At 67.3% G+C, this 23,371-nt stretch carries 24 protein-coding genes and 1 tRNA gene; 10 read left to right on the top strand and 15 right to left on the bottom strand.

Going from position 1 to position 23,371, the window contains the following annotated elements:
• Positions 1–266: 266 nt before the first annotated feature.
• The gene (locus NS1_RS30805) at positions 267–935 is read left to right on the top strand and encodes an arsenate reductase ArsC (RefSeq protein WP_062990153.1); all 669 of its coding nucleotides are present in this window, start codon (positions 267–269) and stop codon (positions 933–935) included.
• Here the strand turns inward: NS1_RS30805 and atzF are convergent.
• The 6 genes from atzF to NS1_RS30775 form a co-directional block, all read right to left on the bottom strand.
• A complete protein-coding gene (atzF, locus tag NS1_RS30800; protein ID WP_062990151.1) occupies positions 892–2,589 on the bottom strand; it encodes an allophanate hydrolase in 1,698 nt (565 codons plus the stop codon). The two genes, NS1_RS30805 and atzF, sit on opposite strands and share 44 nt — an antisense overlap.
• Before the next feature lie 26 nt (positions 2,590–2,615).
• A complete protein-coding gene (locus NS1_RS30795) occupies positions 2,616–3,320 on the bottom strand; it encodes a GntR family transcriptional regulator (protein WP_062990149.1) in 705 nt (234 codons plus the stop codon).
• A gap of 439 nt (positions 3,321–3,759) precedes the next feature.
• The gene (locus tag NS1_RS30790) at positions 3,760–4,467 is read right to left on the bottom strand and encodes a YrhK family protein (RefSeq protein ID WP_157125486.1); all 708 of its coding nucleotides are present in this window, start codon (positions 4,465–4,467) and stop codon (positions 3,760–3,762) included.
• A 224-nt stretch (positions 4,468–4,691) separates the two neighbouring features.
• Positions 4,692–4,765 (bottom strand) — tRNA-Pro (locus NS1_RS30785).
• Positions 4,766–4,832: 67 nt separating this feature from the next.
• Positions 4,833–6,386 (bottom strand): DUF8017 domain-containing protein, encoded by a 1,554-nt coding sequence (locus tag NS1_RS40430; protein ID WP_157125485.1) that lies wholly within the window; start codon positions 6,384–6,386, stop codon positions 4,833–4,835.
• A gap of 10 nt (positions 6,387–6,396) precedes the next feature.
• On the bottom strand, positions 6,397–7,359 hold the full coding sequence (locus NS1_RS30775; RefSeq protein WP_056821935.1) for a metallophosphoesterase: 963 nt from the start codon (positions 7,357–7,359) through the stop codon (positions 6,397–6,399).
• A gap of 122 nt (positions 7,360–7,481) precedes the next feature.
• Here NS1_RS30775 and NS1_RS30770 point away from each other — a divergent pair, with 122 nt between their 5' ends.
• Complete coding sequence (locus NS1_RS30770) at positions 7,482–7,946, top strand: GatB/YqeY domain-containing protein (protein ID WP_062990145.1); 465 nt, start codon at positions 7,482–7,484, stop codon at positions 7,944–7,946.
• Between the two features lie 48 nt (positions 7,947–7,994).
• On the opposite strand, the gene NS1_RS30765 is transcribed toward NS1_RS30770, so the two are convergent.
• The gene (locus tag NS1_RS30765) at positions 7,995–10,373 is read right to left on the bottom strand and encodes a penicillin-binding protein (protein ID WP_084504668.1); all 2,379 of its coding nucleotides are present in this window, start codon (positions 10,371–10,373) and stop codon (positions 7,995–7,997) included.
• A gap of 372 nt (positions 10,374–10,745) precedes the next feature.
• Here NS1_RS30765 and NS1_RS30760 point away from each other — a divergent pair, with 372 nt between their 5' ends.
• Positions 10,746–11,069, top strand: a complete 324-nt coding sequence (locus NS1_RS30760) for a WhiB family transcriptional regulator (protein ID WP_056821932.1) — start codon at positions 10,746–10,748, stop codon at positions 11,067–11,069.
• Positions 11,070–11,182: 113 nt separating this feature from the next.
• On the opposite strand, the gene bagB is transcribed toward NS1_RS30760, so the two are convergent.
• Positions 11,183–12,316, bottom strand: a complete 1,134-nt coding sequence (gene bagB, locus NS1_RS30755) for an ATPase BagB (RefSeq protein ID WP_062990143.1) — start codon at positions 12,314–12,316, stop codon at positions 11,183–11,185.
• Entirely contained in the window at positions 12,313–13,350 is a 1,038-nt protein-coding gene (gene bagA / locus NS1_RS30750; RefSeq protein WP_062990142.1) for an ATPase BagA, read from the bottom strand. The genes bagB and bagA overlap by 4 nt, the downstream gene beginning before the upstream one ends.
• Before the next feature lie 59 nt (positions 13,351–13,409).
• Between bagA and sp36 the strand changes: the two genes are divergently transcribed.
• Genes sp36 through NS1_RS30740 form a run of 3 tightly spaced genes read left to right on the top strand, consistent with a single transcriptional unit; the run spans position 13,410 to position 14,839 of the window.
• On the top strand, positions 13,410–13,571 hold the full coding sequence (gene sp36, locus NS1_RS40425) for a Sp36 family protein (RefSeq protein ID WP_101464811.1): 162 nt from the start codon (positions 13,410–13,412) through the stop codon (positions 13,569–13,571).
• 2 nt (positions 13,572–13,573) lie between these two features.
• Positions 13,574–14,035: a RidA family protein gene (locus tag NS1_RS30745; RefSeq protein ID WP_056821924.1), complete on the top strand. Its 462-nt coding sequence runs from the start codon at positions 13,574–13,576 to the stop codon at positions 14,033–14,035.
• Between the two features lie 9 nt (positions 14,036–14,044).
• Entirely contained in the window at positions 14,045–14,839 is a 795-nt protein-coding gene (locus NS1_RS30740; protein ID WP_062990140.1) for an MBL fold metallo-hydrolase, read from the top strand.
• A gap of 169 nt (positions 14,840–15,008) precedes the next feature.
• Here the strand turns inward: NS1_RS30740 and NS1_RS30735 are convergent, their stop codons facing one another.
• On the bottom strand, positions 15,009–15,683 hold the full coding sequence (locus tag NS1_RS30735) for a Crp/Fnr family transcriptional regulator (protein ID WP_040703546.1): 675 nt from the start codon (positions 15,681–15,683) through the stop codon (positions 15,009–15,011).
• Positions 15,684–15,828: 145 nt separating this feature from the next.
• Entirely contained in the window at positions 15,829–16,056 is a 228-nt protein-coding gene (locus NS1_RS30730) for a hypothetical protein (RefSeq protein WP_082843785.1), read from the bottom strand.
• Positions 16,057–16,238: 182 nt separating this feature from the next.
• Between NS1_RS30730 and nth the strand changes: the two genes are divergently transcribed.
• From nth to NS1_RS30710, 4 genes are read left to right on the top strand one after another with little or no spacing between them, the layout of a single operon-like run.
• Positions 16,239–16,997: an endonuclease III gene (nth, locus tag NS1_RS30725; RefSeq protein WP_056822715.1), complete on the top strand. Its 759-nt coding sequence runs from the start codon at positions 16,239–16,241 to the stop codon at positions 16,995–16,997.
• Positions 16,994–17,644, top strand: a complete 651-nt coding sequence (locus NS1_RS30720; protein WP_255284761.1) for a TlpA family protein disulfide reductase — start codon at positions 16,994–16,996, stop codon at positions 17,642–17,644. The genes nth and NS1_RS30720 overlap by 4 nt, the downstream gene beginning before the upstream one ends.
• 40 nt (positions 17,645–17,684) lie before the next feature.
• Positions 17,685–18,413 carry an NUDIX hydrolase gene (locus tag NS1_RS30715; RefSeq protein WP_255284760.1) on the top strand — a complete coding sequence of 243 codons (729 nt, stop codon included), beginning with the start codon at positions 17,685–17,687 and terminating at the stop codon, positions 18,411–18,413.
• A complete protein-coding gene (locus NS1_RS30710; protein ID WP_062990138.1) occupies positions 18,410–19,603 on the top strand; it encodes a MarP family serine protease in 1,194 nt (397 codons plus the stop codon). The genes NS1_RS30715 and NS1_RS30710 overlap by 4 nt, the downstream gene beginning before the upstream one ends.
• Positions 19,604–19,752: 149 nt before the next feature.
• Here the strand turns inward: NS1_RS30710 and NS1_RS30705 are convergent, their stop codons facing one another.
• The 4 genes from NS1_RS30705 to NS1_RS30690 all read right to left on the bottom strand — a co-directional run.
• Positions 19,753–20,739: an alpha/beta fold hydrolase gene (locus NS1_RS30705; RefSeq protein WP_062990137.1), complete on the bottom strand. Its 987-nt coding sequence runs from the start codon at positions 20,737–20,739 to the stop codon at positions 19,753–19,755.
• 55 nt (positions 20,740–20,794) lie between these two features.
• Positions 20,795–21,322, bottom strand: a complete 528-nt coding sequence (locus NS1_RS30700) for a phage holin family protein (protein WP_062990135.1) — start codon at positions 21,320–21,322, stop codon at positions 20,795–20,797.
• The gene (nhaA, locus tag NS1_RS30695) at positions 21,319–22,548 is read right to left on the bottom strand and encodes a Na+/H+ antiporter NhaA (RefSeq protein ID WP_062990133.1); all 1,230 of its coding nucleotides are present in this window, start codon (positions 22,546–22,548) and stop codon (positions 21,319–21,321) included. Before nhaA ends, NS1_RS30700 begins: the two co-directional genes overlap by 4 nt.
• 147 nt (positions 22,549–22,695) lie before the next feature.
• Positions 22,696–23,371: AMP-binding enzyme (locus NS1_RS30690; protein WP_157125484.1), on the bottom strand; the 676-nt coding region annotated here is incomplete at its 5' end.

Below are 23,371 nucleotides of genomic sequence, written 5' to 3'. Positions count from 1 at the left end.
TAGAGACCGACACCGCATTGTTGCTTCAGACACCGGAACAACCGGGTCCGATCGGTCTCGAGGGGTGATCGGTCGGACCCGGCGGTGCAGACCAGAAGGTGGCTCTTCCAGACGCTGAAGACGCACTGCCGACGGTAACCACACCGACGGGCTGGGCCGAGGATGTTCCACGTTGTGTCGGCGAGTACGCGTGCCGGGCCGGTCGGTCGAGGGGTTGATCGGCCCGGGCGTTTGCGTATGGCTCGAATTCGGGTAAGTGTTGGGGAGTGGTCGATATTGCCGAGCACTCCGACGCGCTCGACCGTGCCGAGGCGCGGCTACGCGAAGAATTCGCGACGATGTTCGAGCTGGAGACGATCCATCGTTTCCTGCATACCTCCTATGAGAACTTCGCCGCTCGCGCGACGGTGACTATGTACTTGCCGCTGCTGGCCGAGCGATTCGGGCGGCAACGGTTGCAGGCGCTGGCCAAGATCGAAGGCAAGGTGGCCCGGCCGCGCCCCACGGTGCTGTTCCTGTGTACCCACAACGCGGGCCGGTCGCAGATGGCCCTCGGCTTCTTCGAAGATTTGGCGCTGGGGCGGGCGGTGGCCTGGTCGGGCGGGTCGGTGCCGGGCGGGCAGCTCAATCCGGCCGCGGTGGCGGTGATGGCGGAGGTGGGCGTCGATATCTCGCGCGAGTATCCGAAGCCGTGGACCGACGAGATCATCCGCGCCGCCGACGTGATCGTCACGATGGGCTGCGGGGATACCTGTCCGCTGGTGCCGGGGGTGCGCTACGAGGAGTGGATCATCGAGGATCCGGCCGGGCTCGATGCCGAGCTGGTGCGGCCCATCCGCGACGACATCGGTCATCGCGTGACGGGCCTGCTCGCCGAGCTCGGCATCGACGTCACCGATCCCGTAGATACGCCACCCAACTCCCGAACCGGGTGATGTCGGTGGCTGCGACGGCGGCGTCGTAGCTGCAGGCGAAACCGACCACCGCGCGGCCATCCGACAGTTCGATGCTGGTCAGTGCCATCGGTGGCGGTAGTTCGGCGAGGAATCGGCCGAGGCCCGCGGGGGAGACCAGGAACAGTTCGCCGAGGATCGGTGCGCCCTGTCCGTCACCGTGGCGGACCAGACCAGGTTTGGACGGCGTGGTGTCGAGGGCGGTGAGGCGGTAGGCGTCGGTGGTCGTGATCTCGTCCGCGAAGCGCGCGCCCAGCTGTTCGAGTTGCCAGTGCAGGGGTTGGCCGCGCAGGTGGGCCCCGAAGACAGCAAGGGGCACACCGGTTTCCACGAGAAGCGGCGCCGGGGTGCCGGTGATGCGGGCGGCGAGGTCGACGGCGAGTTGGTCGGCGAAGGCGGGGACCACGACCGTCACGCCGAACGGGAGACCGTCGGCGGTGGGTTTGCCGGGGACCGCGACGGCGGCGAAGTCGAGCAGGTTGCAGAAGTTCGTGTAGGTGCCGAGGCGGCGGTTGATCGCGAGAGGGTCGGCTTCGACTTCGGCGATCGAGGGGTGTTCGGTGGTGGTGGGGAGCAGCAGACCGTCGAAGCCGGCGAGCAGTGTTGTCGCGGTGGTGCGTGCGCGGGCCAGGGTGTCCAGGTCGTCGGCGAAGGAGTGTGCGTCGAGTTCCTTTGCGGCGCTGATTATTCCGGCGACGGTGTCGTCGAGACCCGGAGCGCCCTTGTCGACGAACTCGCCGACCGCCGCATATCGCTCGGCGACAATCGCGCCGTCGTAGAGCAGGCGGGCCGCGTCCAGAAGTGGCGAGATGTCGATCTCGGTGACGCGCAGGCCCTGATCACACAGGGCGGCGACGGTTTCGGTGAAGGCGGTGCGGTAGGCCGGGCTCAGCGGTTCGAGGTCTTCGGGTCGGGGGATGGCGATCTCGGGTTCGGCGGATGCCGAGAGCCGGATGTCGGCGGGCCATTCGCGGCTGCGCGGGTCTCGAGAATCCTTGCCCGCCATCGCCTTTGTGGCGGTGACCGCCAGGTCCAATTCGGCGGCGAAGATGGTGACCGCGTCGTAGTCGGCGCAGGCGGCGACGACGCCATGGGTGGGGATCACGCCGAGGGTGGCCTTGATGCCGACGATTCCGTGCAGCGCGGCGGGCACGCGGCCCGAGCCCGCCGTATCGGTGCCGATGGCGAGGTCGGCGATGCCGAGCGCGACAGCCGCCGCCGAGCCGGAGCTCGAACCGCCCGAGATCAATTCGGGGTGCAGTGCGTTGCGGACGGCGCCGTAGGGGCTACGAGTGCCGACGAGACCGGTGGCGAACTGGTCGAGGTTGGTCTTGCCGAGGACCAGTGCTCCCGCCGCGACCAGCCGCTGCACAGCGGCGGCGGTTTCGGTGGCCTCATAGCCGAATTCGGGGCAGGCGGCGGTGGTGGGTAAACCCGCCACATCGACGTTGTCCTTCACCGCGAGGAGCAGACCTGCCAGCGGGAGCTTCTCGCCCGCCGCGACCCGGCGTTCCAGCTCGACGGCTTCGGTCGTCAGCACCTCCTGCGAACGCAGCGTGATCCAGACCTCCGGCCGATCCACCTCGGCGATCCGTGCGTAGGCGGCGGCGACCCGCGCGGTCGGGGTTACAGACATTGACGCTCCTCTGATTCCTACGGGCTCTACTCGCTGAGAGACATGGCGGCGACGGCACGCGAGATCCGCTCGAGCACCACATCCAGCGAATCGCCGATGTGGGTGTGCAAGAGCTGCTGAGCCAGCGTGAGGTCACCGGCTAGAACGGCGTCGAGGATGCCGAGATGCTCGCTGATCGTGGTCTCGATGCGGTTGTTGATCATGAAGTCGTACATGCGCACATGCCGGATCCGGGAGTTCACCGCCACCAGGGCGCGCACCATCTCGGCATTGCCCGCGGCGGTCAGCAGCGCGACATGGAACTCCTCGTCGACCACGACGAAACCAGGCTCCTGGGCGGGCGGGTCGGCCTGCAGCGTCAGCCATTTCTGCCGCTCGGCACGCAGCAGCGCGGTGTCGTGGGTAATCCGCGGATCCGCTCGCACCCGCGTCATCCCGCCCAGTTCCAGGGTCAGCCGCAGTTCGTAGAGGTCGCGAATCCGCGACACACTCGGCCGCACCGGACTGAACCCGAACTCCTCCCGCTGCAACAGCCCGTCCGAGCAGAGCATCGTGAGCGCCTCCCGAACCGGGGTGCGCGAGATCCCGAATCTGGTCGACAGCTTCGGCTCGGTGAGTCGCTCCCCGAACCGGATGTCGCCGTTCATCAACTCCCCCCGCAACGTCGTGTAAACGACGTCGCGTAACGGCCTTCCCGAGCCATCGCGCGGTGCATCCACCCTTGTCGACATGGGTGTATACGCTATCGACCGCTAATTTCTATCAAGTGACAGAAAGTAAGCGCCAGGTTATCCCTTGCTCACACCAGCGACCTCACCACGCAGAGCCTGGCGTGGGGAGAACTTCTCAACCAACCCCGAACACGCAGGCAACCCCACTTGCCATGGATGCGGCCACACTCGAACCACGAGCCCACCGCCGTGCTCCCACCTCCGCTCATCCCGGAAGGGCGACCCCCATGTGCCCCACCATTCTGGCCCTCATCCTCGGCTTGCTCTCCCTCACGGCCCTCACCATCTGCTGGCCGAACCCCCTCGACCGCAAGCCCCCACAGACGAGCGAAGAGCCCCTGGCCGGTGAACTGGTCAGGGGCTCTTCTGCGTCTCGGCCGGCACGTCGGGATGACAGGATCTGAACCTGCGACCAACGCGGGCGCTCCCTCGCGGATCTTCACCGACGAGGACCTCGCCGTCGCACATGGGCGAAAAGTCTGGAATTCGTCCAGGTCCAGACGCTGGGGGCCGACCCGTAGCCCGCGGGGATGTCGCGCCGGCTCAGCAGCGCCGCCGCTAAGAAGCACAGTGCGCCGAGGAAGGTTCCGAGGTTCGCCCACAGCTGGCTGACGAAATCGGAAGTGTTCGGGACAACGTACGCCCCGATCGCGGACACCCCGAAGAACACCGATCCCACCATGTTCAGCCAGGTACAGCGCCACGTCCGCGCTCTCGGATCCCACAGGCGGTCCCGCTCGGTCGTCGCGACGACCGCGAGCGCACTGGCCACCAGGAAGCAGACCGATCCCCGGGCGTCCGGGCGCCAGCCCGATCCGACGCGCGCGTTCTCGTTCACCACGCTGATGAGCGCCGCACTCGTGCTGAGGTTGAAGAACAGCGTCCCGACGAACTGCACCACGGCTGCCCACCAATCAGACCGAACCGCGCGATCGGAGCCTCGGCGAGCTGGGCGCCGACCGCTGAGCGCCAGCTGGATGAACGCCGCCAGCGTGAAGAAGATCGCCCCGACGAAGAACGTCGTATTGGTGACGACGGCGCCCACGGCGTCGGCGTAGAACGGCACCGCTCCGACGGCGAAGAACACAGATCCGATCGCGAATCCCCACGCTTCACGGCGTAGGCGCACCCGGCGCTCTGGCGTCATGATCCGAGCGTACGACCGGCGGCGGCGTGAACGTCATATGCGCGGCATGACGCAGGGCGCGACTTCTGGAATGGTCGGCGGCGCTCACTCCCGATACGTACACAGACCCCTCGGAAACGCGCTGCGTACTGACTGCGACCCACCCGGCAGCCGAGGGCGGATAGCAAAGAACCCCTGACCCAGGAATCCCAGGTCAGGGGTTCTTTTGTGTCTCAACCAACACGTCGGGGTGACAGGATTTGAACCTGCGACCTCTTCGTCCCGAACGAAGCGCGCTACCAAGCTGCGCCACACCCCGTGAGGCGAACCTGAAGTAGCTTACAACGCGGGGTCGGGAAACGTTAAATTGGCTGGTCAGGTGGGGACTAGTCGAGGGATCTGATGGTGCTGAAGATGCGCTTGGCTTCTGCGGCGTCGATGGCGCCGGGGACGCCGGTGTCGGCGATCATGACCATGACGAAGCTGCCGTCCTTGGCGCCTTTGAAGGCGTAGGTGTAGACGGAGTAGGTGGCGGCGCAGCCGGGTTTGGGGGCGGGGACGGTGCCGGTGGTCTCGGTGAACATGCCCTCGGTTCGGCCGTCGATCGACTTCAAGGGCTGGGCGGGGCCGGGAGTTCCTTTGGAGCCCTGGTACGCGAGGGGGGCGGCCTTGGTGCCGAGTTCGGCGCCCGCTGCGGCGTTGTCGGCGTTCTTGGAGCCGGTGAGCAGCGACATGGTGCGGGTGGAGTTGGGGCAGTAGTCGCGGCCGTCGGAGGCGTAGCCCTTGCCGACCACCGAATCGCCGGGGGGCTCGCCGACGCCGCCGATGGTGGTTTCGGTGGCGACCTTCCAGCCCGCCGGGACGTCGTAGGCGGCGCCACGGTCGGGGGAGGCGACGACCTGGTAGCCGTCGATGAGAGGTTTACGGTTCGACGCGGCGCCCGAGGGGGCGGGGGTGGTCGTGCTGGGTTTGGGCTTGCTCGAGGAGGACGGTCCCGGGGTGGTGGACAGAGCGCTGACCATCGACGGGGTGGCGCCCGCGGTGGTGTTCGGTGCGTCGTCGCCTCGGGTCAGTACGACCGCGGTGATCGTGCCGCCGACCAGGAGCAGCGCCGCCACGCCTGCCGCGGCCCAGATCACCGCCTTCTTGCCGGATTTCTGCTCGGGCGGGAAGGGCTGGCCGTAGGACTGGACGCCACGGTGATCGAGCGGGGGGATTTCACCGTATTGGTGCTGCGGCGCCTGCTGCTGCCAACTCGGTGCGCCCCACTGCTGCTGACCGGGCGGATTCACCGGACCGCCTGCACCCCATTGTTGCTGTCCACCACCGGCGGGCGCGCCCCACTGCTGAGTAGGAGGTACGGGCGCGCCCCACTGGCCCGGAGGTTGTTGTCCGGCAGGCGGATTCATGCCCGGCTGCCACTGCTGATTCGAACCAGGTTGTCCGCCTGGAAAATTGGCACCGACCGGGCCGCTCAGCTGCGGGCCCCCGGGATGCCACTGCTGGCCAGGCTGTCCGGCAGCCGGATTCATACCGGGCTGCCACGGCTGACTCGAACCCGGCTGACCCACAGGCGGATTCGCGCCTGGCCAGGGTGCCGGCTGACGCAGCTGGGTGGGATCGGCCTGTCCTGGCTGCGGAACCTGCTGTCCCGCGGCAGGGCTACCGGAATCCTGCCAATCCTGTGGACCCGCCGGTGCCCATTGCGTCGGTTCGGGGAGCCCGGGTGGCGGGCCGGAACCGTCCCACCGCAGGGTCGGGGGAAGGCCGGTGCTGCCCGGCGTCCAGACCGCGGTGGGGTCAGGCGTACCCGGATTCGGCTGTTCCGCAGCCGGATCCGGCGAACCGGGCCGCTGCCACTGCTGATCGGGCTGGTTCGGTGCGCCGGGGCCGCCGAATACGGTCGGGTCGTCGCGCCTGTCGTCGGATCCACTGCTCACGGTCGCGACCCTAGCGGGCTACGGCCTCCGAGGTGGAAATGCCGAAGCCGGTATCGGCGGAGGGCCGCTTGGGCTGGGAGCCGACCAATGTCAGCAGCGTGGCTTCGGGGCGGCAGCAGAAACGGTAGGGCGCCCACGGGGAGGTTCCGATGCCCGCCGAGACGTGCAGCTGGGTGTGCGCGCCCCACTGGGAGGCGCCCTTCACGCGCGACTTGTCGATGCCGCAGTTGGTGACCAGCGCGCCGTAACCGGGAACGACGAGCTGCCCACCGTGGGTGTGACCGGCCAGCACCAGGTCGTAGCCGTCTTCGGCGAAGCGATCGAGCACACGCGGCTCGGGAGAGTGCGTGACACCGATGCTGAGCTGGGCCAACTGGTTCGGTGCGCCCGCGACGGTGTCGTAGCGGTCGCGCTGCAGGTGCGGGTCGTCGACACCGGCGCTGGCGATGCGGATGCCCGCCACCTCGAGGTCGCGCCGGGTGTGGGTCAGATCGAGCCAGCCGCGTTCGGTGAACGCCGCGCGCAGGTCCTTCCACGGCAGCGGATCGCCGTAGACGCGACGGTGATCTTTCTTGAAATACTTCAGCGGATTCTTCGGCACCGGCGCGAAATAGTCATTCGAACCGAACACGAACAAGCCCGGTCGAGCCAGCAGCGCACCGAGGGATTGCACCACGGCGGGCACGGCCTTGGGATGGGAAAGATTGTCGCCGGTATTCACGACCAGGTCGGGTTCGAGGCGGTCGAGTTCGCGCAGCCACTGTTGTTTGAGCTGCTGGCCCGGCATCATGTGCAAGTCGCTGACGTGCAGAATGCGCAACGTCGGCGAACCGGGCGCGAGCACCGGCATCGTGGCTTCGCGCAGGACGAACGCGTTCCGTTCGATCAGCGTGGCGTAGCCGATGCCTGCGACGGCGGCCCCTGCGGCTCCCAACGCGGTTCGGCGGACAGCGGACGTCGAGATAACGGGCATTTGCCCAGCATAGGCGACCCCCTCCCGGATCGGCGCGTGTGTTTCCGCACAAACGGTCTGGAATTTCCGTCGCGACGAAAATGTGATGGGACTCCACACAGCGAACGACTACGGTAAACCGCATGTCGGAACTGAAAGCCAAGCTGCGCGCGGATATGACCACCGCGATGAAAGCCAAGGACAAACTGCGTCTCGCGACCCTGCGGATGCTGCTCGCCGCTATCCAGACTTCCGAGGTCTCCGGTACGGAGGCGCACGAACTCTCCGATGCCGATGTCGTATCGCTGTTGCAGAAGGAAGCGAAGAAGCGCAACGAAGCGGCCGTGATCTACGAGCAGAACGGTCGCGGTGAACTGGCCGCGAACGAGCGCGCCGAGGAACAGATCATCGAGGAGTACCTGCCGACTCAGCTCGACGACGCCGAGGTGGCGCAGATCGCCGATACCGCGATCGCCGAGGTCGCCGAGCAAATCGGTGAGCGCCCGAGGATGAAGCAGATGGGCCAGGTCATGAAGGCCGCCACCGCGCTCGCCGACGGCAAGGCCGACGGTTCGCGACTGTCCGCCGCGGTCAAAGCCAGGCTCTGAAAACGTGAAGGCCGCCGTCCGAATCGGACGGCGGCCTTTGTCGTGTGACTAGCGCGGCACCGGGATGGGGATCGGTGGCAGTCGCGGAATCTGCGGCAGCCCCGGAATCGCCGGTGCGGGCGCGGCGGGCGGGGGAGTCGTCGGCGCGGGCACCCGCACGGTCCCGTCACTGATGTAGATCGTGACCACCGAGCCCGGAATGGCCGAGCCGTTCGGCGAACTGCCCATCACCGTGCCCTTGGGCTGCGAGCCTGCTCCCGTCACCGCGGAGACCTGGAAGCCGGCACCGGACAGGATCGAGGTGGCCTCGCCCTGCGACTTGCCCGCGACATCGGGGACCTGGGAGTTGTTCGCGCCACGGACGTACTTGTCGTCCACCGGCGGCAGCCCCGGCGGCGGGAATCGGTCCATCAACGGTTTGATGGCGTTGAACCAGGTGCGGGCCGGTTCGTTACCGCCGAACAGGCCGGAGGCGTCACTGGCGCCACAGTTGCGCAGCGGGAACGAGCAGATCTCGCCGGGGGTCGGGCTGTCGCCGTAGACGTAGACCGACGATGCCAGCGCGTTGGTGAACCCGAGGAACGCCGAGGAACGGTGGCTCTCGGTGGTACCCGTCTTGCCCGACATCGGCGCTGCCCACCCGGCGGCACGTGCCGCGCCCGCGGCGGTACCGCTGACGTCGTCCTTGCTCATCGCGTTGGCGAGGGTATTGGCCAGACCCGGGTCCACCACCTGCTCGCAGGCCTGCTGGGTGAGCGGAACGGCCTTGCCGCTGCGGTCGACGACTTCCTTGATCGGCGAGGGCGGGCACCACTTGCCGCCGGAGCCGAGCGTGGCGGCCACATTCGACAGTTCTAGCGGGTTGATCGCGAACGGGCCGAGGGTGAACGAGCCCATGTTGTTGTTCTTGATGTGGTCGGCCAGGCTCGCGTTGCCGTGCCCCGAGGTGCCGGGATCGGTGTAGGACCGCATGCCCAGGCGCACGGCCATGTCCACCGCCGAGGCGACGCCGACGTCCTGGATCATCTTCACGAAGGCGGTGTTGGGCGAGGTCGCGAGCGCGTCGGTCACCGACATCGACCCCGGGTAGTTGCCCGCGTTCTTGACACACCACGAGTCGGCCGGGCAACCCGGCGAGTTCGAGTAGCCCATGCCCCTGGCCGCGTAGGTGCCCGGAACATCCACCTGGGCGGCGATACCGAGGCCCTTCTCCATCGCGGCGGCGGTGGTGAACAGCTTGAAGATCGAGCCCGCGCCGTCACCGGCCATCGAGTACGGCTGGCCGAGCAGCGTCTCGTTGGCGTCGCGGTTGAGGCCGTACGTGCGGCTGGAGGCCATCGCGAGAACGGGGTGCGAATCCTGACCGGGCGCGACCACCGACATGACCTCGGCGATGTTGTCGAGGTCGGGTTTGGCCTGCTCGTTCACCGAACGCTTCACCGATTCCTGCAGCACCGGATCGAGCGTGGTCTTGATCAGGTAGCCGCCCTTGTCGATCTGCTCGCGGCTGATCCCGGCCTCGGCCAGGTACTGCAGCGCGTAGTCGCAGAAGAAGCCCTTGTCGTTGGCGGAGATGCAGCCGCGCGGCAGACCCTTGGGCTCGGACAGCACGCCGAGCGGTTCGGCCTTGGCCTTGCGGAACTCCTCGGCGCGGTGCGGGATGTTCTGAATCAGCGTGTCGAGCACGGTGTTGCGGCGGTCGGTGACGCCGGCGACGTTGGTGTAGGGGTTCAGCTTGGAGCTGGACTGCACCATGCCCGCCAGCATCGCCGACTGGGTGATGGTGAGCTCGGACGCGTCGACGCCGAAGTAGGTCTGGGCGGCGTCCTGGATGCCGTAGGAGCCGTTGCCGAAGGGCACCAGGTTCAGATATCGGGTGAGGATCTCGTCCTTGGACAGCTCGCGGTCCAGCGTGAGCGCCATCCGGATCTCGCGCAGCTTGCGCGCCGGTGTCGTCTCGATCGCGGCGCGGCGCTCGGCATCGGTCTTGGCGACCACGAGCAGGTTGAAGTTCTTCACGTACTGCTGGTCCAGGGTCGACGCGCCCTGCTGCACCGCACCCGAGGAGGTGTTGGTGAGGAACGCGCGCAGCGTGCCCTGCCAGTCCACGCCCTTGTGGTCGGCGAAGCGCTTGTCCTCGATGGACACGATCGCCAGCTTCATGTTGTTGGAGATGCGATCGCTCGGCACCTCGAAGCGGCGTTGCTCGTAGAGCCACGCCAGGGGCGACCCGTTCGCGTCGACCATGGTCGAAACGGCGGGGACGGTGCCCTCCACCAGTTCGGCTGAGACATTGTCGACGGCATCGGCGGCGCGGTTGGAGATGAATCCGAACCCACCGGCCATGGGGAACAACAGCCCAGCGACAAGCACGGCGGCCAGCGCGCAGCTGCCGGCCAGCCTCGCGAGCGTTTGAGTGATCGGCACGATCCCAGACTAGAGGGTGGGGTGGTGAGGTTCACGGCTGTGCTGCTCGACGGGGAATGTCCGGGCGGTGCCAGGGGGGTTGCTCGGGCGTGTCAACAAAATGATCACATCGGCGTGTCGCGACCGGCCACGCCGGTGATCAGCACTACTGCGCGGTTCTGGCCCGATTTGAATGGACGCCCGTACCAAAAAATCGGGGGGCGGTCTTGCGTAACCGCCATACCTTTACCTAGATTGAGAACCCAGTGTGATAGAGCTAACACTCAAAGTGGAATGTGGTGCGGGCCGCAGCGGTAGTTGGGTTGCTGTGATCCGCGCTCGCGATTCTGGAGCGCCGCACAACGGTGTTCGGACTGCAAAGGGGCACATCAAATGCACATCACAACCCCCATCGCTCGACTGGATGTAGAGCAGGCCGAGGCAAGGATCGCTTGGGTTGCCCAGGCGCGATGCAAGGAAGTGGACCCTGATCAGCTGTTCGTTCGCGGTGCGGCGCAGCGCAAGGCGGCAACGATCTGCCGGCACTGCCCGGTGCTGATGCAGTGCGGCGCCGATGCGCTCGACAATCGGGTCGAGTTCGGAGTGTGGGGCGGGATGACCGAGCGACAGCGGCGTGCGCTGCTCAAACAGCATCCGGACGTGACGTCGTGGGCGGAGTTCTTCAACGCCCAGCGGCAACACCAGGTGGCCATCTAGCCGACGAGACCGGGCCGCTATCACATACGGCGCCGAGACCGCATGGTTTGCGGAATCGGCGCCGTTCGTGAGTGTTACCGGATTGTCAGCTATAGCGGATTTGTCTGAATCAGTCAGGCCGAAGCCGGAGTACCTGTCAGTTGATCGCCTACCGCGCGCAACGCTTCGAGGTCCGAGACCTCGAAGGGCAGCGCCGTCACGGAGACGATTTCCACGTGCGGATGCGCTCCGGTGAACCGATGCAGCAGCCGCCGCTCCCGTGCTGCCGTCGACACACGATCGGCGTGGATGCGCAGCACCGAGGCGATCAGCGGGTCGGAATCGGCCAGCTGGTCCGCCGCGGTCAGCGCGTGATCACCGGACAGCTCCGACAGCGCGGGATGGGTCCGGTTCAGGACCAGACCGGCCAGCGGCATCTTCTCGGTCGACAGCCGGTCGACGAAGAACGACGCCTCGCGCAGCGCGTCCGGCTCCGGCGCGGCGACCACCAGGAAATGGGTGCCCGGCTTGGACAGCATCGCGAAGGTGCGCTCGGCCCGATCCTGGAACCCACCGAACAGCGATTCCAGCGACTGCAGGAACGTCGAGGCGTCCTTGAGCATCTGCCCACCGACGATGGTCGAGACTCCACGCATCGCCAGGCTCATCGCCCCGGTGACGATCCGGCCGACACCGCGCCCCGGTGCCATGATCAACCGGATCATCTTGCCGTTGAGGAAGGTGCCGAGCCGTTTGGGCGCGTCGAGGAAATCCAGCGCGTTGCGCGAGGGGGGAGTGTCGACAACGATCAGGTCCCACTCCTTGCGCGCGGCCAGCTGGCCGAGCTTCTCCATCGCCATGTATTCCTGTGTGCCGCCGAACGAGGACGCCACCGTCTGATAGATCGGATTGGCGAAGATCTGCTCGGCCTTGTCCGTGCTGGTGTGCTCGAGCACCATGTCGTCGAAGGTGCGGCGCATGTTCAGCATCATCGCGTGCAGCTCGCCGGGCACCTCGGGACCGAGTTCCACGCGCTGGGGGTTGTTGTCCAGCTCGGCCACGCCGAGCGACTGCGCCAGCCTGCGCGCCGGATCGATGGTCAGCACCACCACCTTGCGACCCGATTCCGCCGCGCACAGCGCGATCGAGGCCGCGGTGGTGGTCTTGCCGACCCCGCCGGACCCGCAGCACACGATCACCTTGGCGTTCGGATCGGCGATGATCTTCGAAACGTCCAATAAGGGCGGGGTGGAAACGTGCTCGCTCATCGGACTCCCTGCGCGGATAGCTGTTCGGCCAGTTCGTAGAGGCCGCCCAGGTCGATGCCGTCGCCGAGGGCGGGCAGCGACAGCTGGGGGACATCGATCTGCGCCAGTTCGGCGGCACTCACGTTCTGTGCCGTGAGCACCGTCGCGTGGTCGACTGTTTCGGCGATCAGGCCGTCGAAGTCGGATTCGGACAGGGTGATGCCGGCCTTCGCCAGGCCGGCGGCGATGGCGGTGGTGTCGAGTTCGCCCGCCACGACCGCGTCGCGCTGGGCCGGGGTGAGTTCGGCAGTGGCCGCCCGGTTGACGATCACCGTGCCGATCCGCAGATCGTCGGCGGTGAGTTCGGCGATCGCGTCGGCGGTCTCCTGCACCGGCAGCGCCTCGAGCAGCGTCACCAGGTGGATCATCGTCTGATCGGAGTGCAGCAGCTTGGACACGCCCTCGGCCTGCGAGGCGATCGGGCCGCCCTTGGCGATCTCGGCCATGGCCGTGGTGACGTCGAGGAACCCGGCGATCCGGCCGGTCGGCGGCGCGTCGACGACGATGTCGTCATAGGCGGGCTTGCCGTCCTTGCCGACCCGCACCACGCATTCTTTGATCTTGCCGGTGAGGATCACATCGCGCAGACCTGGCGCGATGGTGGTGACGAACTCGATGGCGCCCATCCGGCGCATCGCCCGCCCCGCGAAGCCGAGGTTGTAGAACATGTCGAGGTATTCGAGGAACGCGTACTCGATGTCCAGGGCCAGCGCCGTCACCTCGCCACCGCCGTCGGCGCTGGCGATCAGGGTCTCGGTGGGCGGCAACGGTGGCCGGTCGAAGAGTTGCGCGATGGACTGGCGACTCTCGACCTCGACCAGCAGCACTTTGCGTCCCCCCGCGGCGAGCGCGAGTGCGAGTGCGGCCGAAACGGTCGACTTGCCGGTGCCTCCCTTGCCGGTCACGTAGTGCAAGCGGGCCTTGGCCGCGCGCTGTGGCCATCCGGTCGACGGTTCGGGAACCGATGAAACCGGCTCTACTGTTGGTGCTCCCACGTCGCCGAGCCTATAACCCGTTTCTCCCAGGCGTTCGGGGTGAGCCCTAAACTCACACCATGAGTGAAGTCACCCTGTGGGAGTACGCGACCGTGCCGCTGTTGACGCACGCGACAAAGCAGATCCTCGACCAGTGGGGGTCCGACGGCTGGGAGCTGGTTTCGGTGCTGCCAGGACCGACCGGAGAACAGCACGTCGCCTACCTGAAGCGGCAGAAGTAGCCGTGGCCACCGCGTGGAAGGACGCGCTCGACCGGCTCGGTGTCACGCTGCCGCCAGTCGCCGCTCCTGTCGCGGCCTACATCCCCGCTGTGCGCACCGGTTCGCTGGTGTACACCTCCGGCCAGTTGCCCTTCGTCGACGGTGAATTGTCGGCGGTCGGCAAGGTCGGGGCCGAGGTGGATGTGGAGCAGGCCAAGGAAGCAGCTCGGCTGTGCGCGTTGAACGCGCTCGCCGCCGTGCACGATCTGGTCGGACTCGACCAGGTGGTGCGGGTCGTGAAGGTCGTCGGATTCGTTGCCTCGGCGCCGGGATTCGGCGATCAGCCGATCGTGATCAACGGCGCGTCGGAGTTCCTCGGTGAGGTGTTCGGCGAGGCGGGCGTGCACGCGCGCTCGGCGGTCGGCGTCTCGGAACTGCCCAAGAACACGCCCGTCGAGGTGGAATTGATCGTCGAGGTCGGATAGGTAGCCGTCATGGCAGCAGAACATCCCGCGTACGGCCAGGTCAGGCAGGTCACCCCGACAGCATCGGTACTTCTGGCCGACAACCCAGGTCAGATGACGCTCGACGGAACCAACACCTGGCTGCTGCGCGGCCCGGACAGCGACTCCTACGTGGTCGTCGATCCGGGACCGAAGGACAAGAAACACACCGCCGCCATCGTCGAGGCCACCGGCGGCCGGATCGCGCTGACCCTGATCACCCATCACCATCACGATCACACCGGCGGTATCGATCACCTGGTGAAGGCCACCGGGACGCCGGTGCGTTCGGTGGATCCGGCGTACCTGCGCGGTGCGGTCGTGCCGTTGGCCGACGGCGAGGTCATCGAGGTCGCCGGTATGGGGATCACGGTGCTCGGCACGGCGGGACACACCACCGATTCGGTGAGTCTGCTGCTCGACGACGCGGTGCTCACCGGTGACACGGTCCTCGGCCGTGGCACCACCGTGCTCGAATCCGCGCCGGGTGCGCTGGCGAACTTCCTCGCGTCGCTGGAAAAGCTCCGTGAGCTGGGCGAGGGCAAGGCATTGCTGCCTGCGCACGGGCCCGATCATCCCGATGCGGTGCCGGTGGTGCAGTACTACCTCGACCACCGGCGTGAGCGGCTCGATCAGGTGCGGGCCGCGCTGGTGGAGCTCGGTTCCGACGCGGGCGCCCTGGCGGTGGTCCGCAAGGTGTACGCCGAGGTGGACAAACGGCTGTGGCCCGCCGCACGCAGTTCCGTGCAGGCGCAGCTGGAATATCTGCGGGCCGAACAGAACTGATACCGACTCGATCGCCGACGCGCGTGCTCGCTCGGCGATCGAGTCGTGTCACGGCGACAACGCAGACGTCCCGGCACGACAAAACCGCGCTGGTGTGGACGAGGCCCTCTCCTCACAGCCCACACGCAGACGCGGTCCCGTCGTACCGGAACGGCCTTGTGTTCGAACGTCAGCGAGCGCGACGTGCCAGACGCTCGGAATCCGAGATCAGCACGCTCTTGCCCTCGAGCCGCAGCCACCCGCGATGAGCGAAGTCGGCGAGCGCCTTGTTGACGGTTTCCCGGGAAGCACCGACCAGCTGGGCGATCTCCTCCTGGGTCAGGTCGTGGGTCACGCGCAGCGCGCCCGCTTCCTGGGTGCCGAAACGCTGTGCGAGCTGCAGCAGCGCCTTGGCGACGCGACCTGGCACGTCGGTGAAGATCAGGTCGGCGAGGTTGTTGTTGGTGCGGCGAAGGCGTCGTGCCAGCACGCGCAGCAGCTGCTCAGCGATCTCGGGGCGCTGATCGATCCACGACTTGAGAGCGTCGCGATCCATCGTCACGGCACGGACCTCGGTGACCGTGGTTGCGGTCGAGGTACGCGGGCCCGGGTCGAAGATCGACAGTTCACCGAACATGTCGGACGGACCCATGATGGTCAGCAGGTTCTCCCTGCCGTCCGGGGACCGTCGGCCGATCTTCACCTTGCCCGTCGTGATGATGTACAGCCGATCGCCGGGTTCGCCCTCGTTGAAGATGACGTGGCCGCGCGGAAAATCTACCGGCTGCAGCTGCTTGGCGAGCGCGGCCACCGCGGTGGGCTCGACGCCTTGGAAGATGCCTGCTCTGGCGAGGGCCTCGTCCACGAATGTGCTCCTTATGGGATATGGCTTGCGAACCTGGTCGAGCGAATCGACCAACCGCGCAGTCTACGCGGCATTCCGGCACCGCAGTGACAGACACCACGTAAAGAGTGGATTGCGCGTTGAGAATCGATCGTTTATCTATCGGTCAGCTTGCCCGGGCCACATCCAATTCGGAGGTGCGGGAACGGCGCTTGCGCACGCGCGCCACGGCGGCGGGCAGGCCGAGCTTCGTCAGCTCTTTCACTTCGGCGTTGCTTGCGTTGTCCAGGTACTGCTGAACCTCTTCGTCGGGTTCGAGAAGCTTTCGGAGCCGATTCTCGACCCGCTCCATCCCCAGCGCGAACAGCATCAACAGCACTGGGAAGAGCACCACAGCGAGTCCTTGCATGACTGGCAGTAAACACGGTCCAGGTCTCAGATGGAACACAGCGGGCAAACTGGCCGGGCAATGTTGTCGTAGTGGTTCCGTATGGTGAAGCAGTGCCTGTTTCCCCTGCCCCCGCCGCCGCGGGCGATGCCGATCCGGCCGTGGAAACGGCCGCCGCGCCCACCGGCATCACCGCCGCCCGCAAGCGTAAGAACCGTGCGATAGCTGCGGAAACGCGGATCGGACTCGTTCGCCGCGCACGTCGGATGAACCGCACGCTCGCCGAGGCGTTTCCCGACGCGCACTGCGAGCTCGACTTCACCACTCCGTTGGAACTGGCCGTCGCGACGATCCTGTCCGCCCAGTGCACCGACGTCCGGGTCAACCTCACCACTCCGGCCCTGTTCGCGAAGTACCGCAGCGCTTACGACTACGCGCAGGCCAACCGGGTGGAGCTGGAGGAATACATCAGGCCCACCGGCTTCTACCGGAACAAGACCAGTTCACTGATCGGCCTCGGCCAGGCGCTGATCGAAAAATACGACGGTGAGTTGCCTCACACTCTGGACGAATTGGTGAAATTGCCCGGCATCGGGCGCAAGACCGCCAACGTCATCCTCGGCAACGCGTTCGATGTTCCGGGCATCACCGTCGACACCCACTTCGGGCGGTTGGTGCGCCGCTGGAAGTGGACCGACGAAGAAGATCCGGTCAAGGTCGAGCACGCGGTCGGCGCGCTGTTCGAGCGCAAGGACTGGACGATGCTCTCGCACCGGGTGATCTTCCAGGGGCGCCGGGTGTGCCATGCGCGCAAACCGGCCTGTGGCGCGTGTGTGCTCGCTGCCGACTGCCCCTCGTTCGGGCTCGGCCCGACCGACCCTGCGGTGGCCGCGGAGTTGGTGAAGGGGCCCGAGCGCGAACACCTGCTGAATATGGTCGGCCTGTGAGCGAACCCTCGCTGCTGCGGCGGCCCGTGTTGCGCTGGGTGCTCGCCGCGGTGATCTTGGTCGCGGCGGCCACGGTCGCGCTGTGGCCGCGTGAGGGCGCCGAGACCGCGGGCACCGTTTCGCAGACATCGCGACAGACGTCGGGCGTGTCGGCCGAGGAACGAGCAGCGGCGGGGTCGGCGCCGTGCCCGGCACCGGCGACCGCGACGGCGACCGGGTCGGGTCCCTTGGTCGGTCTCACGCTGAGCTGTCTGGCCGATGGGAACCCCGTCGATCTCGCGGCTGCCCTTGCCGGAAAGCCCGCGCTGCTCAATCTGTGGGCCTACTGGTGTGGCCCCTGCGCCATCGAGCTGCCCCACCTGCAGGAATTCGCGCAGCGGGCAGGTTCGGAACTCACGGTCATGACCGTGCACAGCGATCCCGACGAGGCGAAGGCACTGTCGCGGCTGAGCGGGCTCGGCATCACCCTGCCCGGTGTCGAGGATCCGCAGGCCGCGGTGCGCAGCGCGGTGGGTGCGCCCGCGGTCCTGCCCGTTTCGGTACTGGTGCGGGCCGATGGCACCATCGCGAGTGTGGAGGTGCGTACCTTTGCCGACGTGGCCGACATCGCGGATACGGTAGCCGCGAAGCTCGGTGTAACGGTATGACAGAAGACGTAATGGTGGCGTGCGGATCGAAGGCGATGGCGTGAACGATGTAGCGAGGCTCGACGATTCCGGCATTCCCCCCTGGTTGCGCACCGCGATCAGAACCGGCGGCCCCGATGCCGACGACACGCTCGCTACCTCCCGTGCACTGCGCCGGGCCATGTCGATCACCGGCAAACCACGTCAGGCCGCCGTCCTCGTGCTGTTCGGCGGCTCGCCCGACGCCGACGAGTCGGCTCCCGGCGGCGTGCCCGCCGACGCCGACGTCCTGCTCACCCAGCGTGCCTCGACGATGCGCCAGCACCGCGGCCAGATCGCGTTCCCCGGCGGCGCCGAGGATCCCGGCGACGGAGGCCCGGTCGGCACCGCGCTGCGCGAGGCAGCCGAGGAAACCGGTCTCGACCCCTCGGGTGTCGATCCGTTCGCGCTGCTGCCGAAACTGTTCGTGCCGCCGTCGAAATTCGATGTCACTCCGGTACTCGGCTATTGGCGGGCACCCAGCGCGGTCCGCGTCGTCGATCAGGGCGAAACCGAGCGTGTCGTGCGTGTGCCGCTCGCCGAATTGCTCGATCCAGCACACAGATTCATGGTGCGTGGCAGTCTCGGCTACCAGAGCCCCGCGTTCCAGGTCGACGGCATGCTGGTGTGGGGACTCACCGGCGGTATCCTCGCCGGCATCATCAAATCCGCTGGGTGGGAAAGAAGCTGGGATCGGGGCGACGTGCGTGACCTGGAGAGCTCGCTGGCTGCGGTCGGAATGACCCTGTGAGCGCCTCGGTATGGCTCGATATCGCGGTGGTATTGATCGCGTTGGTCGCGGCGTCCACCGGCTGGCGGCAAGGCGCGGTGGCGTCGGCGCTGGCGTTCTTCGGCGTCGCGCTGGGCGCGGTCGCGGGCATTCTGATCGCACCGCACATCCTCAAACACCTCAGTGAGGGCCGCAGTCGGGTACTCGGCGGCATCCTGCTGATCGTGCTGCTGGTGATCGTGGGCGAGGTCGCGGGCATGGTGCTCGGCCGGGCCGCGCGCACCAGCATCCGTCAGCCGGTCGCGCGCAGTGTGGACAGCGTCGTCGGTGCGATGTTGCAGGCGGTGACCGTGCTGGTCGCGGCCTGGCTGCTCGCGTTGCCGCTGGCTACCGCGTCCCAACCTGCGGTCGCCGCCGCGATCAACGGGTCGAAGGTGCTCGCCGACGTCAACTCCGTCGCGCCGGACTGGCTGCGCAAGGTACCCAACGAATTCTCCAGGCTGCTCGACACATCCGGTCTGCCCGATGTGATCGGCCCGTTCGGCCGCGCGCCGATCGCCGCCGTCGAACCACCGGATCCGTCCGTACTGGCGAGCCCGGTGGCGGCCTCGTTGCAGCAGAGCGTGCTGCGCATCCGCGGCACGGCACCGAGTTGCCAGCGGGCGCTGGAGGGTTCGGGCTTCATCGTCGCGCCGGAACGTGTGATGACCAACGCGCACGTCGTCGCCGGCACCAACACCGTGTCGGTCGATACCGCCCGTGGCGCGCTCGACGCCACCGTGGTGCTGTTCGACCCGTCCAAGGACATCGCGGTCCTCGCGGTACCGGGGCTCACCGCTCCGGTCCTGAAACAGGCCCCCGAGCCGGCGACTTCGGGCGAGAGCGCGATCGTGCTCGGTTACCCCGGTGGCGGGCCGTACACGGCCAGCGCCGCTCGCGTGCGCGAGACCCTCGACCTCACCGGCCCGACCATCCACCGCGACGGCACCGTCGAGCGTGAGGTGTACACCGTCCGCGGCCAGGTCCGGGCCGGCAACTCGGGCGGACCACTGGTCGACGCCGAGGGACAACTGCTCGGCGTGGTCTTCGGCGCGGCCGTCACCGACGACGACACGGGCTACGTGCTCACCCTGAACGAAGTCTCCTCAGAACTGAAAGCAGCAGCCCCGAGCAGCGCCCCGGTGAACACCGGCGCCTGCGTCCTGACCTGATCACCCCCGGGCCAGGTTCACCCCGTATGTCTCTACCCAAAGGGGCCCGCCCCGATCTGGACTGACCGAAGGGTGCGACGAAGGAGTACCCGTAGGGAGGGAAGATCGGGGGCCCGAAGGGCCCCGCTCGAGCGCGCCAGCGCTCCGAATTACGGAGAGACCAGGTCGTCGTGGGGCGACCCGTTCACACCGTTCTGTTCCCGCCAGCGCGTCGTCAGCACCTCGTTGACCCTGCCCGGATTCTCCTGATGCGCGTAATGCCCGGCATCGGGAATCGACACCAGCGTCCGATGGGGAGACCACACCTCACCGCGCTGGAACGTGGCGTCGAGCAGATACCGATCGTGCTCGCCGCGCAACATCAGTACCGGAATGTCGATCGGCGTGCGCATCGTGGCCATGAACCGCTTACCGTCGGGCCGCCACTGACTGCGAAAGGCCCAGCGCTGATATTCCAGTGCACTGTGCGCTGCCCCCGGAATCCGGATGGCATGGCGCATCCGCGACGCGGTCTCGACGAATTCCGCACTGCGCGACCAGGGCTCACCGACCCGATCGTGCAGCAGCCGTTCGACCTCTGCTCCACCACGCCGGGTGAGCAGGTTCTCGGGATAGCGCGGCAGCTGATACCGCAGGAAATCGGGTAACCAGGTCGCACGTTGCGCCGGATCGCGCAGGACAGCGCTCTTCAGCGCGGCGGGATGCGGCGAGCTGACCAGTGCGATCGAGCGGACCAGTCGCGGATGCAGCACCGCGGTGGCCCAGCAGACCAGTCCGCCTTCAGCGTGTCCGACGAGCGTGGCCTCGGTGTGTCCGAGTGCCCGGATCAGTCCGGCGATGTCACCGGCGAGGGTCCACCCGTCGTAGCCGCGCGGTGGTTTGTCGGTGTCGCCGTAGCCGCGCAGGTCCACCGCGACAGTGCGGTACCCGTGGTCGGCGAGTGCGGTGAGCTGATGCCGCCACGACCACCAGAAGTCGGCGAAACCGTGCAGAAGCAGCACCAGGGGCGCCTCGGAGCGGTCCGTACCGTCGGCTTCGACGACATGGAATCTGATTCCGTTGGCGTGCACGTCCCGGTGGGTCCACGGTCCGTCGAAACGGACGCTGGAGGGATCCGGGAATGAGTTAGCCGACACGCCGATCGAGCCTAGTGGGCGGGTCCGGCTGTTGCGACCGGGCCCGCCCGGCGCGTCATCGGTTGCTCGACTTGTCCAGCGAAGTGGCGCCCGCACCGCGAGATCCGAGGGCCGCATGCGCGTCGGCCGCGTCGCGGTGGGTGAACGCCGCGGGCAGCACCTCGGCGGCCTGCTTGAGCGAGCCGATCGTCTTCTCCGGTGCGCGCACATTCCGTACCTTGAGCCACCCCAGCAATGCCAGCAAGACGGTGGTGAGCACCATCAGCAGGAACACGATCAGGAACGCGGCCCAGCGCCACAGCCACATGTCGAGCAGCTCGGCGAGGAAGAAGAAGAAAAAGAACGAGCTGAACAGCAGCACTGTCAGCGCGAGGATGAAGAAGACGCTGCCGGTGAGGCCCTTCTTGATCTCACCGGTGACCTCGGCCTTGGCCAGCGCCACCTCGGCGCGAACCAGTGTCGACATCTGCTCGGTGGCATCGCGCACGAGGCTGCCGATGCTCGCCGATCCGGGCGGATTGGCGTCGGTCAACGGGATCGAAGTGACCGTCCGACCGTCATTTCCGCCTTGGGTGTAACTCACTTCGTCGACCCTTCTCCCTGTGGTAACTGGTCTGCATCGCGGCGCGCCTGGTGCACACGTCCTCGGCGCAACAGTAGCGCCGATCCGATCAGCGATGCTGCCATCGAGGTCACCAGAACGGCGGCCTTGGCAAGATCGACTGCATCGGTGCCGACGTCGGCGAGCGCGAGTTCCGCCACGAGAAGGCTAACGGTGAACCCGATCGCACCGAGTACCGACAGGGCGAACATGTCGCGATACTCCAGTCCGCCTGGACGTTTCGCCCAGCCGAGCTTGATAACTACCCAGCTCACACCGAAGATCCCGATCGTTTTGCCGAGCAACAGCCCGAGGATGATCGCCAGGGAGAGCCGGTCGGTGAACAGCGATCCGAACACCGCGCTGTTGAGTGGCACACCGGAGGCGAACAGTGCGAACACCGGTACACAGAACCCGGCCGAGATCGGTTGCACCACATGCTCGAGATGCGTCGCGGGCGCGGTTTTCTCGCCGGGATCCTTGCGGACCCTGGTGAGCAGCCCCAGCGCGACACCGGCCAGCGTCGGATGGATGCCCGCCTCGTGCAGCGAGTACCAGCACACCAGCGCGACCGGAATATAGAACAGCGGCGTGTGCAGTCGCAGCTTCTGGGCCAGCGCCCACGCGCCGCAGCAGGCGATGGCGGCGGCCAACCACAGCAGCGACAGCGAGGCGGTGAACAGCACCGCGATGAGAACGATGGCGAGCAGGTCGTCGACCACGGCCAGGCTCAGCAGGAACACCCGCGCGCTGGCGGGAATCCGCGAACCGGTCATCGCGAGGATCGCGAGGGCGAAGGCGATATCGGTGGCGACGGGAATTGCCCAGCCCTTGTCCATGCCGGGCACGCCGTGGCCCACCGCCAGCGCGATCACGGCCGGGGTGATCACACCGCCCACCGCGGCGATGATCGGCAGCGCGGCCCGTTTCGGGTCGGCCAGCTCACCGACGGCGAACTCGCGTTTGAGCTCGAGCCCGGCGACGAAGAAGAAGATCGCGAGCAACCCGTCTTTGGACCAGTCGGCCAGGGTGAGGTCGAGGTGCAGCGCGGAAATGTCGAGCTGGGTGTCGATCATCGTCTGATAGCTCGCGCCCCACGGCGAGTTCACCCAGATCAGGGCCACCGCGGCGGCCACGAGAAGTAGCGCACCGCCGACCGTCTCGGTGCGGAGATAGCGGGTGAGTTCCGAGCGAACGCGCGTGATCAAGGGCAAGCCTTCCGGCGGGGGTCGACTGAGCTGCGGGCGCTCATCAACTCGATTCACGACCGCATGCCGACCAGACTTCCCGGCACACCTTGACGTGATCCTAACGGACCCGGCCGGTGGCATCGGGTGTCGCCGGCCGGGTGCACGTCATTTGCTCTCGGTACGAATGGCCTCGAAAACGCCCGGATCGACCAGCGTCGAGGTGTCGCCGAGCTCGCGTCCCTCGGCCACATCGCGCAGGAGCCTGCGCATGATCTTGCCGCTGCGAGTCTTGGGCAGCTCCGGCACGATGTGGATCTCACGCGGCCTGGCGATGGGGCTGATCTCCTTGGACACCTGCGCCTTCAGCTCGGCGACGAGCTCGGGCCCCGCCGATCCCGCCGCCTCACCGGTGAGGATGGCGAACGCGACGATCCCCTGCCCGGTGGTCGCGTCCGTGGCGCCGACCACCGCGGCCTCGGCGACGGCCGGATGCCCCACCAGCGCGGACTCGACCTCGGCGGTGGAGATGCGATGCCCGGAGACGTTCATGACGTCGTCGACCCGGCCGAGCACCCACAGGTCACCGTCGGCGTCGAGCTTGGCGCCGTCGCCCGCGAAGTACCACCCCTGCTCGGCGTAGCGCTCCCAGTAGGTGGCGCGGTAGCGATCCATGTCGCCCCAGATGCCACGCAGCATCGACGGCCACGGCTTGTCGAGCACGAGGTATCCGTTGGCCTCGGTTTCTCCGAGCTGCACCGGCTTGCCCTCTTCGTCGACAACCGTCGCGGAGATCCCGGGCAACGGACCCATCGCCGCGCCGGGCTTGGTCGCGGTGACACCC

The organism is Nocardia salmonicida NBRC 13393 (assembly GCF_001613085.1).
GTDB lineage: Bacteria > Actinomycetota > Actinomycetes > Mycobacteriales > Mycobacteriaceae > Nocardia > Nocardia salmonicida.
Note: the sequence above shows the minus strand (reverse complement) of the source record. Positions and strands in the feature narration are given on the sequence as shown.